The sequence below is a fragment of the Fluoribacter gormanii genome, assembly GCF_900156395.1.
Taxonomy (GTDB): domain Bacteria; phylum Pseudomonadota; class Gammaproteobacteria; order Legionellales; family Legionellaceae; genus Legionella; species Legionella gormanii.
This window is the reverse complement of record NZ_FTNL01000030.1, coordinates 17,478-33,150: the sequence shown is the minus strand read 5'-3', so window position 1 is coordinate 33,150 and position 15,673 is coordinate 17,478. Positions and strand designations below refer to the sequence as shown.

Here is a 15,673-nt window from a genome sequence, read left to right as displayed (position 1 = left end):
GCCAAATCTTTTTAAGCGGCTCCAATAATATACTAGGGTCATAAATTTTCTTTTTGCCTGGTTTTTTAGGTTTTTTATCAGCGATGGGTAACTGCCTTAATAACCTAGCTGCAGCTTTACGATGATAACCATGGGTTTCGCAAAACTCATCCAACATACGTTTTTTTACAGCACGATTACCACAGCGATAACGCCAACGTTGTGTTTTTAAATATAAATCCATCCTCAATTCTCCCATGCCATTCTCCCTCCTTCGGCAACAGTGATATTGAGGCAACGATGCAATTTATATGCTTATCTGGCTTCGGCTTCGGCAACAGGTAATTTGAGGCAATGCGCCAAATAAAAAATAATTCTCGCTTTAATTTTCTCTTAATGTTCACCATGTAAACTATATGTATAAAATATCTAATTTATGTATTTTTTTTGACGTAACTTGGATATTCAAATTGTAAATTTATGCTGAAGAGGTTTTTAAGATGAGAGAGAAAGCCTGGGAGTTTTGTAAATTCTTTACCTGTAGCTCTGTTCGAAATAGTGTTCGAATCAGGGGTGCTGCTTATGAGCCTCACAACGTTTCGGCGTTACATAATTTTAAGTTAAGACATGGTATTAAGTTGTTTGAAGCAACCGAGAAAATTATATATAGAGGGCTATCAGTGGAACATTGTCTTGGTAGCTTGGACCGCCCTGGATTAGGGATAAGTGCAATGAGACCTGGACTTGCCCGTTTTTTAAAAGCTAAAGGACTTACCTGTACTGAAGATTTAAGCCCTTCAGAGAGAACAGAGCTTATGGGCTCGCATGTAAATGGATACTCTCTCACTAAGGGAAACACAAAAATAGCCCATTCATTTACCTATTGTCCAAGTGTTGCGATGGGTTTTGGGCTTGATGCAGCAAAAAAATCAAATTTTCCAGGCATTGCATTAATCGGCGCAGCATACAAGGCCTACAACTTACAAGCCTGGGATGTGGAATATGATGCAACTAACTTGGAGGGAGAAGAGTGTGGTACTTCTATGTTTTCATACCAATGCGAAACAATCGTGCCTCATCTTATTTTCCCCATTAATCAATGTGTCATTATCAACCAAAAGACACCGGGTATTGTGGACCTTGATGATTTAACTCAAGCAAAACGATTCGATATTATTGGGCAAACAACATTTGAACGAAACATTAGCTCAGCAGAAAAGATGAAAATATATCAGCAATTAGAAATTGATAAAGTAATTGCTTTTGATGATTTTGCTACTTACTTCAGCCTAAGTACTGATCCCATAGAAATAAAACATTTGAAAGCAGCTGAATTGTATGAGCATTATAAAAGTATTTTGAAAAAACAAGCTGCTTTAGTGAATTTACCACTTTATGAACGAGATCTATGGATGAATGTAGCAAGTGCCGTGGCCCCTCAAAGGTATACGTGTATTTCTGCTCATAAAGATGGTTTTACTATTGAAGTGCCAGCAAGAAGTGGTGGTGTACTCACAATAAATCTCTCGGATATAGAAGCAATAATCTGTCTTGCTCCATTATTCGAAAAAGATCCCTCCCTAACATTAGATCAGGTAAAAAGTGGTAGTGTTCCTTGTGCTTTGAATTACCTAACTGAATGTGCCATTAGGAAAAATAAAGATTTAATTTGCCAAAATGGCTTAAAACAATGTGTTGAAGAAGAAGAAGAAACTCAAACAATGACGATGGTGGTTTAATTACTGCATTCTTTACTTAAAGCCTTGACTCTCGCTCAGGGCTTTTTTTTTACTTAATAAAAATATTTCCACTGTGTTAAAATAACAACCGAACTTCATACACAACAAGGATAGAGTTTATGCGCGCTAAATTTAATACTGCGTTATCGTTAAGAGCGAAAATGGGGATAAATCTTAGGATGATAAAAGGTATTCCCCAAACAATACAAAAATTTTTTCCCTTTTCACCACTCCAACATCCCTTAGCACCAGTAATGCAAGGCTCCTTAACAAAGACTCAACTCAGTGCCATGAGCATTGAAGAAGATGAATTAGATTTAATTCAGCAACTACATGACTCAAACAGATTTTTTGTCCTTGAAAATCACAATCAACTCTTAGAACAATTTTTTTCAGCAAAGCAAAAGGAAAACACGCCTCTTGGTAATTTGTATAAAGAAATGGACTATCTTGGATTTTTGACGCGATTAGTAAGCAAAAAATTTAAAGCAGCTTACTCTGATGGTCGACTCATTATGCCGCGTGAGCATAATGAGGAATTCGCTAAAGCATACCAACAAAGAAAAGATAAATACAAATCCTCTAGAACATTATTAGAAGCAATTGGCTCTTCTGAAGATGATTTAATCTATAAAGAGTATTTATCCCTTGAAGAAGCGGCTGTAAGCCCTTTGATTGTACCACAGGCCTATTTTTTACCTCTTTCAGATGGAAGGCGAGCAGAATTCTCCCCCATTCTTCATAGCATAAATTTACAAAGAGGGAATCTATTTGATGAATGGAATAACGCCCATCCCTATCCGGTATCAATCAGTTATCTTGCAGCCCCCGAGTTCCGGAATTGTCTCAGTTTACAATATGATGTATTAGCTTGCGTCCGTTTCGAAAATTCGGAAGGTGAGGCAATCCATTTTGCAAAGCGCCAGGCAATGGCAGTTCAACAGCCCGGATTTAATTCGATTCTTTCTTCTATTTATGGTGAAGACAATGCATTGTCAGGTTTAAATACTTCGCACTCTAATACAATAACTTTTCATAGCCCTGTATTTGGCAAAGGTATTTTTTATATTGATGCTTATAAAAACCGTTTAAAGCATAATCTCCGTCAATTATTTCTTCTTGCCGATCTCAGTTTAGGCGAAGAAGGAACACTTACGGTTAAAGGAATGAGTTTGGGTGCATTTGCAATTCAGGAGATATTATATCCAATGGAACGCTCTTTTTATGCAGCCCTGGAAGAAACACTGACTGAACTTCATTTGCCTAAAATCAAAAAAATTAATCTTATGAATTTTCCCTCCGCACTTGATACGTTCAGTAATACAGAGGATCGCGAGTATGCTCTATTAGTCGGCCATGTAAGCCAAACTAAAACGATCAATGTGCATGGAAGGACCATTGAGATTAACACCTGCGTTGGAGCTCCCTTAGCCGTACAACCCGAAAAACATTTAGCAACACATATTTGCGGAGATTCTTTATCATTTCCTGGAAATGAAGTGCATGCCGGTATTCCTCCAAAAGTCAGTAGTGATGATTCTGTCATGCATTATGCAGGAGGATGTTTCTCGATGACAAAAGATATTGGTTCATCTTCTTTAGAGAGTGTTGTGAAGAAAATCCATGTGCTTAGTGGAAATAGAGCTACATTATTTAATCATTATAAATCCCCAAAAGGCAGTGAAGGTCCAGAGGTTCATAGCTCATTAACGCTTTAATTTTAAGAATAATGGACTTTACCCTATAAACTAAGCAAAATTGATTTAGGGAATTCAGGGATGAGAGGGCAAGGATTATGCCAAAAAACTATAAATTTCATGATGATGATAACTTTGAGGAATCGTGTTACGAAAGTGAAGGAGAAACACTTTATTATCCAGAAAAAAACATTGGCTCAGGAACATACGCCAAAGCTCGGAAATTTCAATCTGCTGATGGTCATCGATCACTTGCCGTACTAAAGCCTAAAGATAAGGACGATATTGATTTTATCGAAGTTTATAATAAATATAAATTTTTCAAAACGCTTTACCCGAAACAAAGTATTGAATTAATAGAACGAGAGGATACTTATCGCCTGGTTCTTCCCTATATTGTTGGCGTACCCTATGAGAAGCTGCATTTAACGAACAAAAGACAACAAATCAAACTTTTTATTTCTGCAATTGAAGCATTAAAAGATTGTCATAATAAGGGATATATTGTTCTGGATCTAAAAGCGGATAATATCCATTATGACATGAGCTCGGGCAAAAGTTACTTACTTGATGGAGGTATTTCTGTAAAGAAAGATATGCTACTCGATCCCAATATTTTTGTTGTAAAGACGAAAGAAGAGCTGATATCAAAAAAAAAGAAATATACGCAAATTGCACCAGAATGTTGGTCGCAAACGCCAATATCGGCCCAAAAAAGCATGGATGTTTACGCTCTGGGTTCGATGATGCAATCTATATTAGAGCCATCAGCGGATATCAATCGTCTTATTCAATTATGTTTAGCCCCCAAGCCAGAACATAGACCCACTTTGCATACACTGGAAAAACATCTTCGACACCTATTACTTCATCCAGGAAATCAACATCAAAAAGCTCCTCATAAAAAAAACCTAGATAATGAACAAAGTAATTATACCCATGCTTTGAAAATACTCGCAGAACAAAGTATTGTAGCCACAAAAAAACAATATAAAAGACTTAGAAAAAATAATAAAATCGCCAAAGCTATCGTTGATTTTAATAATGCATGTGTCCAGATCCATGAAAGCCACAATACAATTAAAAACATTTATTTTCGTATTTATAAAAGAGAAACACTAACCTTAATGCTCCGTGGTGCAATCGAATTCAAGAAAGAATATCCTCTCCTTGAAAAAAGAGCTATGATCTTTATTAATACTCAATTGTTTAAAGAATTTACACGGATTCAAGCCGTTAAAATTTTAACTACCTTAGACAGCTCTAAAACAGAATTAGCGACCACACTTACTTTGAGTCAACTGAGAAACAGTATATTTCAAACTCCTAAAAAAAGACCTGAACATGAGGAAGTAAAAAATCCGGATGTGTTGAAAATGTAGGTGCAAAAAAGACGCCGCAAAAGGTGGGAGTTATTCTTCCACCACCTCTAGCTACAATTCTTGATAAGATTTTAAAAATAATGTAAAACGCCCCCCATGTTGAAATAATGAGGAAAAAAAAGTGTTCGATAAAATTTCTATAGGGTATCTGACTGGTTCACAAAAAGCGATTAAGAATCATCTATTCTCAGATACTCTAGTTCCACAACGTCCTTTTACATGGGGACAAATGTTTTTTAAGCCTTATGAGTCGCCTACAGAGTATATTTATTGTGCTCGTCATACATTTATGTCTGCAGCCTTTCTCGGATTGATTATATTTGAGCCCATGCTCATTGTAACTATACCGACGATCGTGTTAGGAGTGGTTGCAATATTAGTAGGGGTAGAAAACATTGGCAAGGCAGCAGATTCTGATTCCATATCCTCATGGGCTTTTGATGCAACAAACTATTTAGTTCAAGATTTTTGTCAGGTAATAATGGACCTAATCTTATTACCAATATCTGCTATGGTAATGTTAACACGGGGAGCATCTACCGCTTTAAAAGAAAGAGGTCTTTATGATTATGATGCCCCAACATCACAACCACTTGTGAATACAATGTAAAACCGTTAGCTCTTATCCCTTACAACGCACCAACAAATAGATTGGGTCATTATGCCCCAATCTACTCAATTTTATTTATTCGCCAAAAAGAGCCTTCCGGAGCAAAAAGATTTTCAAATGCCAGAAAAGCAAGAAGACTCAAACTTGCAACTTAACTGAGATTCTCTGCCCTCCTAAATCCGGTCTAACAATGACGTTCAACAGCCATGCCTCTTCTCGATTGCAGTATTATATATGAAGTGCCTGCATTACCGGCACTTCATACAACACTCTAATTATGTGGCGGGCTGTACCTCGTACCGAAAAAATTGGTGTCGCGTTCATCATGCCGAGATGTTGGTCGTTTGAAGAACTTAAAGTTCATTTTTTCTGGTTGAGGTGATGGAGTAGGATGCCCCCCAACATTCAAAGTGATGTTTGAAAAAGCTTCTAGCCTGTTACGAAAACTAACTATTTCATCGCTAGCACAGCCTTTAAGTATCGTTATTTTCTGCAAAGTTTGCTGATTTTTTTCGATTAATAAAAATAATTGAGCAAGTTTCGATTTATTTTGAAAGACACTAAAATCTTCGATGACTATTCCTTCTAAGTTAGGAAATTCTATAGCTTTTAGCATGCGAAGGACGTTCAAAAATTTTTCATCTTGCAATTTGTCTTTAGGTACAACAGTATTGCCTGACTTCTGCAGGGAACCTTCAATGGTAAGATATTTAATCTGCTGAAATTTTGAAAAATCAATGCGATCCATGCCATTTCTCATGGCGATTAGATCCTCTTTGACTTGCTGTATAAACCGCTCTTTGGCGGCTTCCAGGACAATTTCTGTAATATGGTGGAGCTCCTTAGCACTATTGGGAGAAAATTGTGGCCATATCTCATTAAATTTTGCTGTTAATGCTTCCTTATTTAGCCTCTCTTCAATCACTAATGCAGTGAGGAATTTTTCGACTAAACTGGACATCATATCGGGAAAGTATCGTATTTCTGCGATGGATAAATGGTCATTTAAGGAGGAACCGTCTAAATTCATTGCAAACCAAGCCTTAGTTTTTGTTTCAAGTGTGCAATCTTGGGTAGCGAAACGGATCTCCTCTAATAGATTAAAAAAGTTAATAAATCTCGTGACATTATCAGGAAGTTGCACAGAACATTTTTCTAGAGGGCCAATCAAGCGAAAGGTTTGCTCCGGGTGTTCCAGTAAGGCCTCAATAAGTTTTAACACGTTTTCGAGCAATTTATCTTGCTGTATTTGTCGCCATTGACTGGTAATTTGCTGGATTTCTTTGGTATTTTCTTCCCAGTTGGTGTTGATATTCAAATCGACAGTTTCTCCAACAGCACCATTGAAAACCAGTTCACGTGCTTGATCAAGTCGAGATCCATTTTCCAGAACAGTTTTTTTTGATTTGTTCTTGTTATTCGCAGTGAAATTAAAAAGAGTTTTTTGGGCATGGTGAGTGTATAACGAGCCGAAAGGCATTTCATTATTAAGAAATAAGTGCATATCATTTACTTTGAGGGATTTTGTGTATCGAAGTTCTCTTTTCGCAGTGAGTGGTGACTTTAAAGAGGGAGTCTCCTTTTCGACAGAGATAGTAGTTAAAGTCTGCTTGCTATCAAGTTCAGAAGGTTCGCCAGATGTTTTCGGAGGTACCATTTCGTTTGATTGATTTACAGGATGATGCGTTGGAACAGTTGGCAAAAGAGTGGCATCCACAGTATTTGCTCCATTTTCTTTTTCGGCACATTTGGGCATAAGTATTCTCATTCAATGATAGTGTTAGTCAAAATAATAAAATAACCAGTTTTTTAGCAAAAATTTCCAGGAGACATATGAATCCCAATATCAATTTTTTCCACAGCCAAGCGCTTTGTATAACGAGGTAGATATCCTTTTCTAAATGAGGTGATGTTTGGGGCATCTAAAATAGCATAGGTATTTAAAAATAAAATGTTTTTTTAGTAACATGATGTATAAAAAATTAATCAAAAGCAGCTTTTCCTTGTACCTGATTGCCTGAGAATTGACTCAACTTGGGCAATTGTTTTGTTTGAGAGATGTTTTGTTAGGTCAAAATGATATGAAGTATCGTCATCTTTTTTAACCACAAGAGTTTTTAATCATTTTTCGTAACTCCCCACGTCATCCCGAACCCGAGCGCAGCGAGGGTGAGGGATTTCCTGCGGTGTATCTCGGATACAGTCATGTAAAAAAACATTTCAAAAATTATGTGGTTGTGATCAAATAGCTGCATGAAATACTACGAACAAATCATCAGCACACTATTGGCTAGGATTGCGGAACTAGAAAGGGTTGGTCACGAAAAAAGAAGCATGATTTGATTAATGCATTGAACCCAGAGTGGAATGATTTGTATCAATCGATTCTTTAAAAATTGTTCCACCTGACAGGAGATCCCTCACCCTCGCTGCGCTCGGGTTCGGGATGACGTGGGGAGTTACCATTTTTTTATAATTAATGTCATTCCCGCCTGCGCGGGAATGACGCGATATATAAACATTTTGCCTATTAATAACTCGAAAAATGGCACAAAACGGTAACGATACCTCGGGTAAAACGACCCAACCTTGCGTTATATTGATTAGTAAAATGATCGACCTATAGCAATTGATCTTGAGTTATTAGGGTCATATTTTTCATCTATTTCAAGTGCAGTCGCTATTTCTTTAGCTCGAACCTGCGAAGGCTTCTTACTATTTGACGGTTTAAAAAACAACTGTGGATTAGAGCTATAGGTTGAACCGTATGTTTCCACTTCTGAATTTTCATAAGAATAAGAAGTGATATCAACAGATTTATAACCACATAAATCATTTAAATTGGATTTAGTCCTTGAAATAAACGCGGCTAAAGTCGTCTTTTGGGAGACAGGATTATTGTTTTTAGCATCGTAAATTACTCCCTCAAGCTGAAGTAAACTGCGTTGGTAATAATAAGTATAAGGAGATTTCAGTATATGTACCAAAGCAACAATAGGAATAACCAGTATAGTTGCTGCAGCGGCCATTGCGAATCTTAAAAATTGCAAACCAAATCCTATAGCAAGGGATATGTTTCTAAGAATAGTTGCATCATTTCTTCTTTCATTATCTACGGCATATCTGAACGGATTGCCATCGCATGGCTTCGTAGGAGCTCCGTAATTAATGAGAAAGTTAGATAATTGCGGGATGAGGGTAATATCAATGAATCCATATTTTAAAATATTAGGATCGAACTCTTTTCCATCCATTTTTTCTAAAATCCCGTAATTTCCGTACATTATTGCAAAAGTATCGCCCAGCCCTTCAAAAAAATTATTTTTTATAAATTTATTGAATCTTATCCATGGGTACCAGCTGTTGATTTTCAGTGCATTGATTTTAAAATCCTCATCGGCCTTTAATCGCTCAGAAGCAGCAAAAAGAAAAACGGGATCTTTTCTTACTGCACAACGGGTAACACGTTCATTGTCTCTCCATTTATGTAACGTATAGATATAAGCTCTAGCATTGAGTGCAATAGCGGCTAATACGAAACTTTTTTTATTTTGTAGCTCTGGAGCGGCATGAGCCATTGCGAAAGCACTTAATCGTATTACCTCAAGCATAAATTCTTCATTGGCCTTTAGCGCTTCAGGAGCATCCTTGATAAGCATAGGATCATTTTTAATTTTCTCTAATTCTTGTTGTTGAAACCCATCTAACATAGCTTATAAACTTTTATAAATAACAAATTAGGCGCAAATTATACAGTTAGCTTGTAAAATGTTACAAATGAATTGTGTAATAAAAAAATTGTGGCCGTAAATGGAGTCAATCAAAACAATGTTCGGAATTGGTTGGCAAATGGGGACGTTTAATGTAGCGATAAAATGTGATTTATAACCTAGGAGATCTATCGCTACAATTTAATTATATCACTTTAACATTAATTTATTATTAATCGCCTGATGCCTCTGAGGAGTTCTAATGCATAGTTCTCAAACATTTATCTTAATTCACGGTGCGTGGCATGCCTCTTGGTGTTGGAGGCCTATTGCAAAAGAGCTTTTCTTGAAAGGACATAAAGTACTTATGCCCAATTTACCTGGTCATGGCCTAAAAAATCAAATAAGCAGCTCAATATGTTTTAATGACTACGTGCAGAGTGTTGTTGAATTAATTAAGCAACAACCCGAACAGGTTACATTAGTTGGTCATAGCATGGCAGGTTTAGTTATCGCAGAGGCGGCGGAGGTTATTCCCGATGCGATTCGCGAACTAGTTTTTATTGCCGCCTATGTTCCAAAAGACCAGAAATCTCTGTTTTCATTAGCACAAGAATCGGAATCAAATAACCTAACTCCTTTTTTAATCATTGATGAAACATTGCAACAAATTCGCCTTCAATGTTCACCGAATTTAGCCAATATCTTTTTTAACTGTTGTAGCCCGGAGGATGCTCAAAAAGCGATGGCTCGATTACAACCTCAACCCTTACGACCATTTACCGAATCAGTCAATATTGGTAAACAATTTACCCGTATTTCGAAACGCTCTTTAGTTTGCCGGTACGATAAGGCCTTACTCCTAAGTGATCAGCTGCGTATGAGTAGAGAAGTTACCGATAATATTGTATATTTAGACGCCGATCATGCCGCTTATTATTCAGGCGTGAGGCAAATTGTAGATGAACTATTAAAATAAGAGAACTTGCTTTTATGCGTGAAAAAATTTTAAAAGACAATAATGTTGCGACCACCTCCTTATTAGCGAACTATTGGAAAAAAGAGGCTAAATCTAAAGAAAATTGGCCGACATTAACACAAAAGCAAGGTACAAGAGAGAACGATTTATTCAAAGATCCGCTGATGCAGAATTTTGTTAATGAGCAAGTCAAAGAAGAAGCGGAACAAAGGCTAGATAAAAGAATGTGGTTGCCTTTAGCGACTAGAACCCGTTTTTTTAGACGCACCGTGTCAGATGCGGTCAAAAACAAAGAAGTAAAGCAGATCGTCATTTTAGGTAGCGGCTTTGATACCCTGCCGGTGCGTAAAATGAAATATACTCAGCAATTTAGTGCACGTTTTTTTGAAATTGATCAGCCGCATATTTTAAAATGTAAGGAACAGATTTATTCCGAACAGAATATTAACAAAAATGCCACTTATATTGGCCTGGACTACGTTAAGGGCGATTTAATTGCAGAATTAACAAACAATGATATTGATTTCACAAAGCCAACTTTAATTTTATGGGAGGGAAATACATTCTATCTCGAAAAAGAGGAAGTAATAAGAATTTTACGTGATTTATCAAGTAAGTTTAGCAATTTAATCATTACCTTCGACTACATGCATGCTCTGATGCAAACAGGGGCACAGCAATTAGACTCATCCGCAAAAGAAAAATGTTTAGAAAAAACTTTAGATGAGTTTGCCAGTAAAAAATCTCCTTTCAAAACATTTTTTGAGCCCAGCGAGATTGTTCTTTTATGCCAAAAACTTGGAATACAATGCATTGATCATAAAACAGCAGCAGAGTTGGCCAAAGAATACAAAGTGGATCAAGAGCCATACTACACAGCTGAAACGTATTCTATGGTAACATTTGAGCACAAGTAAGGAATAGTTCATCACTTCTCAATCACGTGGCCCGAAAAAACAAAAAATCATCCAAGATTACTTGCGAATGGTTCTATGAGATTTTTCTAAGGAATTGTTGAACCAGGGCCCTTATGTTCTTCGCCATTACCTTTTATTTCCTCAAGCATTTTTTTGCTTTGCATAAAGCTATTTTTAGTTCCCAGAGTTTTTATCTGAGCTTTAGTTGACATTAATGTGTCATCGGTTGTTTTTCTCATCTCAGATTTATTAATGAAACGATCTATTATCCATGCAATAATACCTAACTCCCATGGACCAGGGAGGTTTTTTTCAATAGTTTTTGCATTATCTTTTAATAAAGTTAGCGTTGCTTCGGGGGACCTTAAACTAGCCGTTTTGACAACCATAAGCATGGTTTCCGCAGCATCTTTACGAGCTTCATAGGCTTTTAACAACTTTGGGTTTTCATCAGGATTTTCGACAACGTTCTGATCTAAAAAGGTTAAATACGATGCGATTTTTTGCTGTACCTCTTGTAAATCTTCTTTTGAATCTCCATCAGAGAACCAACCAACTAAGTCTCCCCCTTCTTTGCCAGGAAGGTTTTCCTCAATAATTTTTGCATTATCGTTTAATAAAGTTAGCGTTGCTTCGGGGGATCTTAAACTAGCCGTTTTTATAGCGGTAAGCATCATTGCAGCAGCATATTTACGGGCATCGTAAGCTTTTAACAAATCTAAATTATTCTCTGATTCATCAATAGGGTTACTATTTAAAAAGCCTAAATAGGATTCGACTTTTTGCCGGGCTTCTTGTAAAGTTTTTTCATTTGAAATCCATGATAAAGCTTTACTTGCATTAAACTCTTTCGGTTGAGTAATCAAACGCGCAAGATCATCCTCTAAATTAAGTTTAAGGAACCTGGATTTTTCCAATTGTTCTAATAATGTAATTTTTTCATGTAGTTCATTTTCCTGGATAATAAATTGTTTTTTATCAAGCTTGTCTCTATCAGCATTTAGCTTTTTCAATTGTATTCTGAGACTAATCGATGTGGCGTCCAAACTTCCTTTCTCCCCCTCTAATTTTTCTATTTCAGCCTCTACCTCATTAAGACGCTTAATGAGTAGGTTTCCCGTTTCACGTATTAGTGCATTATTTTCTTTTATTAAATGCTCAACAGCATACGCAAATGTCTTCTGGTAAGTCATTTCTTTTGCAATCAAAGCTTCCGTTTCTTTCTTCTCTTTTCCATCGGCTATTTCCTCGATCTTCTTGATTTTATTAACTTTATTATCGTTAGTTTCAAGTAATTCAGTAACTTCATTTCTTACCATTTTGCGAATATCTTGTGGTGATTTTTCTTGATTACCTTCTTGCTCTTTTAACCACGCTTCATGACTTAATAGCTTCAGAGTCGCAGACAAAACATGAGTCATATACCCCGCCTGCTCCCCCATACCTGTAGATAGGATTCCGTGCTGAATCATTGGCATGTCTTCAATGGCAATGTTTGTTTCTGCGAGTAAAGTCGTCATTAAAGGAATCATAACGTCACCATCTAGCGGTTCAGTACTGAATTTCTGATATCTATCATGTAATTCTTGCCCTAACCCCATGGCTGCAGCTATATAATTACCCTTTCTTAATTCATCAATATACCCTTGTGGCTCCAATTTATCTTGCATATTTTCTCCACAAAACGAAGCGCTTTGTTTAAATATAGACCATTAAATTATTCGATGTAAGGTTGATGAGATACTTAATATAATCGATTTTCAAAGAAATTTTAGTTGGTTCCCAATCGTTGGGCCTTGGCTCGACAAACATAGGGTTCATGCTAGAGCACATCGGATTTTTCTATAATTTTTATATGGGGTTTTTGGGGCAAAGCCCAACATATAATGACTGGAAACTTTGGGATGTTCGCTAACTGAATTTAGAAGATGGAGCCGTTTCGCAGTCATTGATCAACTCATACTTCAGAAAAGGAAATTGAGCTATATGCAACGAGGAAGCCAAAGTATTAACTCGGTCGAGAATGTAAAGAACATTGCCATTTGGTAACGGCGCAACATCGACACAATGCCAGACAGAACCTCTGGTGTTCATACCGGCTATTGGGACATATTGGATGTCCCCGGTTTCCGAGTTTGTTATTTTGATGTGCGTTCTTAAAAGAGTGAACGTTTCGGGGAGATGCTTTGCTTCGTAATAAGTTAACTCGACTGTATGAGTCTTATCCAATTGCTTATTCTTCGCTGTGAGACTTTTTACCGGCAACACTGTTTTCACATCAACTGGATCGAGTTGCTCCATCTCAAAACCAAGGGAACTGGGTTTAAACTGTACACACTCACCTATATTGGATATAACTTTTAGCATATCGTCTCTGTCCCACTGTAAAAACAGGATAGTAGAACCTTTAAATTTCGGATCTAAGGGGGCAAACCGTTTTCCAGTATTACTGTCAATAATCCAGATGTTATAGTGGTCAAAGTTATTCATATTACGTTGGACCGAGCAAGCCACTAAGCCACTCGGATGGATGTCTATTAAATCAGCCTGTAGGTGTAAATTGCTGAGTTTGGGTTCTTGAGTGTAATCACGTAAATGCCAGGGTAATTTTTTTATTAAATGCTCACGGTCAGAAAAAAAATATAAATCTCGACTGGTTTTGCAAACCTGGGTTAATTCATGTTTTGTCAGGAATTGAAACACCTGTTGCCATCCTTCAATTGGCAATTTCCGTACCGCTCCATTCATCCAGTGATTGAAGAACGCTTGACTGCTTGGTTTAGATTTTGATAACTCGTATTGAAATGCTTCCTTTTCACCCCGCTCCTCTAAAAATTTAAAAAAATCATCCACGTGGATTAATGCATCATTGCTCAAGTGCCTGGAGTCAAATTCGGACATGAATTCTCGCAATAAACCGATTAGACCGTCATCCCAGCTTAAAGGGTTATACCAATGATAGTTATTTAAAATTTTATCCAATTCTTGTTTAGTTATTGTGTTGTTCTGATTGGATTGGGAACTGTTTGATAAAGATATGTCTTGCTTGTTAAACATGAAAGCTCCCAAAGGATGGAAAAAAAATTAAAATCTCAAAATAATACTTATATTCTGCTTATGGCATCAATTCATCTAATGGTTTTATTATTTGTTCTTCTGTAGTAGTTGATCTATGGGGACTAAAAAAACGTATGCCAAGCAAAATGCCAGGAATCACCAAAAGGGTAGACGCAACAAAAACCAGCAGCCCTTTCATAATATCTTTGGGGATAGTGCTATGAGGTCTCGTTAAAATAGCCCTGTTTTTATTAATAACGTCACGAAATGCACTGAGTCTATCGTTAATAGTTAATTCATCTTTATCCAATATTTCTTGTGCTGTTTCCAGAATTCTCCTTTTTTCCATAGCATGGGGATTGTTAAATATTTTAGGAAGGGAATTAAAGCGCTTAATTTGACTTTCACAACGCATGGGAAGTTCTTTGATGAATCGTTCTTTCTGTTCTTCTCTTTTGCTCTTTCCTTGATTAAATTTTGATTGGGTTTGGAGATCCTCAATCTGCGTTGTTCCTTCAATAACAGGTATGGATTGATTAACAGGAGCCTCAATTCGAACAGCATAGGGAATATTTACGGTTCGCATCTCTGCCCCACCCCATGATATTTTTTCTTGAATGGACACAACCCCATTAAATCCTACTTTTACTTTTTTCAGTTTTTCTTGAGAGCTCACAAGTACTGTTGTTGCTCCTGTTAGCTGTGGTACATCTATTACATCTTCCGATGAGGAGCAGTGATCGTACCCAATTAAAGCAAACCATTTTCCAGGATGATCTTTTGTTTCTTTTTCTATAATTTTGCTGGCAGTATAATTCATGCTTCTGAGGCGAAATGTGTCCTGAGTTATTGCTGTTGGACCACCAACGTACTCCATATGTTCACTGTCATATTGTTCGGAATAGGTATATTCTGTATCAATTCCTACCACCCGTATACCACAGCGTTTGGCTGCCTTTACCAACTCTAAATAATTATTCTTTATTGGATAACTACATTTTTTGCATGGGCAATACAGCTCATGAGTAATAAGGTCTTTAAAGTCGTGGTCTAAACGAGAAATCCGAGTTTCCATCTTCTGCTTTTTCTTTGCGTTCCATGAAGAATCAGGATCATAATCGTCGAGCTCTTCCTGGTCATCGTAATATAAATGTTCCAAGAATAAGGTGGTATAACCTGCCTCTTTCAATTTGTGCATATTTTGAATTAAAAAACTCTTAGGAGCACGATCACAGTGATTTTCCCCTACAATAAAATTTGTTTTTAACAAATCAGGAAGAGTGCCAACTGCCACTGAACTTCTAGCCTCCGCTCTAGAATAAAAAGCATTTAATTTTTCGTCAAAAGGGCGCGGCGCCCCATTTTTTGGATTTCCTGTTATTTCCCGAACAAATTTTTTGTATTTGTTGTCTTTTGTTTGATCAAAGGAAGGTACAACATATTCATATGGTTGATACATAATAATTCTCTATTTTAAAATCAAATCGAGTCAGAACACTTATTGTTTTTGTTCTATTTCCCATATAATAGATAAAATTCAAATCCATGAGCCCATATTTTACTCATATTGTTTTTTTTGAGAATATAGTAATTTGGAAAGTAA

11 protein-coding genes and 1 pseudogene are annotated in these 15,673 nt (G+C 36.7%); 6 read left to right on the top strand and 6 right to left on the bottom strand.

Annotation, left to right across the window (positions count from 1 at the left end; translation table 11 throughout):
- Positions 1-238 (bottom strand): annotated as a pseudogene (locus tag BW930_RS15205) (integrase); the annotation flags it as partial.
- 241 nt (positions 239-479) lie between these two features.
- On the opposite strand from BW930_RS15205, the gene BW930_RS15200 reads away from it, so the two are divergent.
- The 4 genes from BW930_RS15200 (at position 480) to BW930_RS15185 (ending at position 5,407) form a co-directional block, all read left to right on the top strand.
- Positions 480-1,718: a hypothetical protein gene (locus BW930_RS15200; RefSeq protein ID WP_058468096.1), complete on the top strand. Its 1,239-nt coding sequence runs from the start codon at positions 480-482 to the stop codon at positions 1,716-1,718.
- A gap of 119 nt (positions 1,719-1,837) precedes the next feature.
- Entirely contained in the window at positions 1,838-3,436 is a 1,599-nt protein-coding gene (locus tag BW930_RS15195) for a hypothetical protein (protein ID WP_058468095.1), read from the top strand.
- A gap of 77 nt (positions 3,437-3,513) precedes the next feature.
- Positions 3,514-4,797 carry a protein kinase domain-containing protein gene (locus tag BW930_RS15190; RefSeq protein ID WP_058468094.1) on the top strand — a complete coding sequence of 428 codons (1,284 nt, stop codon included), beginning with the start codon at positions 3,514-3,516 and terminating at the stop codon, positions 4,795-4,797.
- A gap of 121 nt (positions 4,798-4,918) precedes the next feature.
- A complete protein-coding gene (locus BW930_RS15185; RefSeq protein WP_058468093.1) occupies positions 4,919-5,407 on the top strand; it encodes a hypothetical protein in 489 nt (162 codons plus the stop codon).
- Positions 5,408-5,678: 271 nt separating this feature from the next.
- On the opposite strand, the gene BW930_RS15180 is transcribed toward BW930_RS15185, so the two are convergent.
- Together BW930_RS15180 and BW930_RS15175 are read right to left on the bottom strand one after the other, a co-directional pair.
- Positions 5,679-7,163, bottom strand: a complete 1,485-nt coding sequence (locus BW930_RS15180) for a hypothetical protein (RefSeq protein ID WP_058468092.1) — start codon at positions 7,161-7,163, stop codon at positions 5,679-5,681.
- 847 nt (positions 7,164-8,010) lie between these two features.
- Positions 8,011-9,117: a DUF4116 domain-containing protein gene (locus BW930_RS15175; RefSeq protein ID WP_058468091.1), complete on the bottom strand. Its 1,107-nt coding sequence runs from the start codon at positions 9,115-9,117 to the stop codon at positions 8,011-8,013.
- 262 nt (positions 9,118-9,379) lie between these two features.
- On the opposite strand from BW930_RS15175, the gene BW930_RS15170 reads away from it, so the two are divergent.
- Together BW930_RS15170 and BW930_RS15165 are read left to right on the top strand one after the other, a co-directional pair.
- The gene (locus tag BW930_RS15170) at positions 9,380-10,096 is read left to right on the top strand and encodes an alpha/beta hydrolase (RefSeq protein WP_058468090.1); all 717 of its coding nucleotides are present in this window, start codon (positions 9,380-9,382) and stop codon (positions 10,094-10,096) included.
- Between the two features lie 14 nt (positions 10,097-10,110).
- On the top strand, positions 10,111-11,013 hold the full coding sequence (locus BW930_RS15165; RefSeq protein WP_058468089.1) for a class I SAM-dependent methyltransferase: 903 nt from the start codon (positions 10,111-10,113) through the stop codon (positions 11,011-11,013).
- Between the two features lie 86 nt (positions 11,014-11,099).
- Here the strand turns inward: BW930_RS15165 and BW930_RS15160 are convergent, their stop codons facing one another.
- The 3 genes from BW930_RS15160 to BW930_RS15150 form a co-directional block, all read right to left on the bottom strand.
- Positions 11,100-12,683 (bottom strand): hypothetical protein, encoded by a 1,584-nt coding sequence (locus BW930_RS15160; RefSeq protein ID WP_058468088.1) that lies wholly within the window; start codon positions 12,681-12,683, stop codon positions 11,100-11,102.
- A gap of 241 nt (positions 12,684-12,924) precedes the next feature.
- Positions 12,925-14,070 carry a hypothetical protein gene (locus tag BW930_RS15155; RefSeq protein WP_058468087.1) on the bottom strand — a complete coding sequence of 382 codons (1,146 nt, stop codon included), beginning with the start codon at positions 14,068-14,070 and terminating at the stop codon, positions 12,925-12,927.
- A 58-nt stretch (positions 14,071-14,128) separates the two neighbouring features.
- The gene (locus BW930_RS15150; RefSeq protein WP_058468086.1) at positions 14,129-15,529 is read right to left on the bottom strand and encodes a membrane-targeted effector domain-containing toxin; all 1,401 of its coding nucleotides are present in this window, start codon (positions 15,527-15,529) and stop codon (positions 14,129-14,131) included.
- Positions 15,530-15,673 lie beyond the last annotated feature (144 nt).

What these genes read in the sequence shown, in the direction of transcription:
- BW930_RS15160 (WP_058468088.1), bottom strand. Translation starts at nt 12,683, where the DNA reads ATGCAAGATAAATTGGAGCCACAAGGGTATATTGATGAATTAAGAAAG.
- BW930_RS15200 (WP_058468096.1), top strand. Translation starts at nt 480, where the DNA reads ATGAGAGAGAAAGCCTGGGAGTTTTGTAAATTCTTTACCTGTAGCTCT.
- BW930_RS15175 (WP_058468091.1), bottom strand. Translation starts at nt 9,117, where the DNA reads ATGTTAGATGGGTTTCAACAACAAGAATTAGAGAAAATTAAAAATGAT.
- BW930_RS15190 (WP_058468094.1), top strand. Translation starts at nt 3,514, where the DNA reads ATGCCAAAAAACTATAAATTTCATGATGATGATAACTTTGAGGAATCG.
- BW930_RS15180 (WP_058468092.1), bottom strand. Translation starts at nt 7,163, where the DNA reads ATGCCCAAATGTGCCGAAAAAGAAAATGGAGCAAATACTGTGGATGCC.
- BW930_RS15150 (WP_058468086.1), bottom strand. Translation starts at nt 15,529, where the DNA reads ATGTATCAACCATATGAATATGTTGTACCTTCCTTTGATCAAACAAAA.
- BW930_RS15165 (WP_058468089.1), top strand. Translation starts at nt 10,111, where the DNA reads ATGCGTGAAAAAATTTTAAAAGACAATAATGTTGCGACCACCTCCTTA.
- BW930_RS15155 (WP_058468087.1), bottom strand. Translation starts at nt 14,070, where the DNA reads ATGTTTAACAAGCAAGACATATCTTTATCAAACAGTTCCCAATCCAAT.
- BW930_RS15170 (WP_058468090.1), top strand. Translation starts at nt 9,380, where the DNA reads ATGCATAGTTCTCAAACATTTATCTTAATTCACGGTGCGTGGCATGCC.
- BW930_RS15195 (WP_058468095.1), top strand. Translation starts at nt 1,838, where the DNA reads ATGCGCGCTAAATTTAATACTGCGTTATCGTTAAGAGCGAAAATGGGG.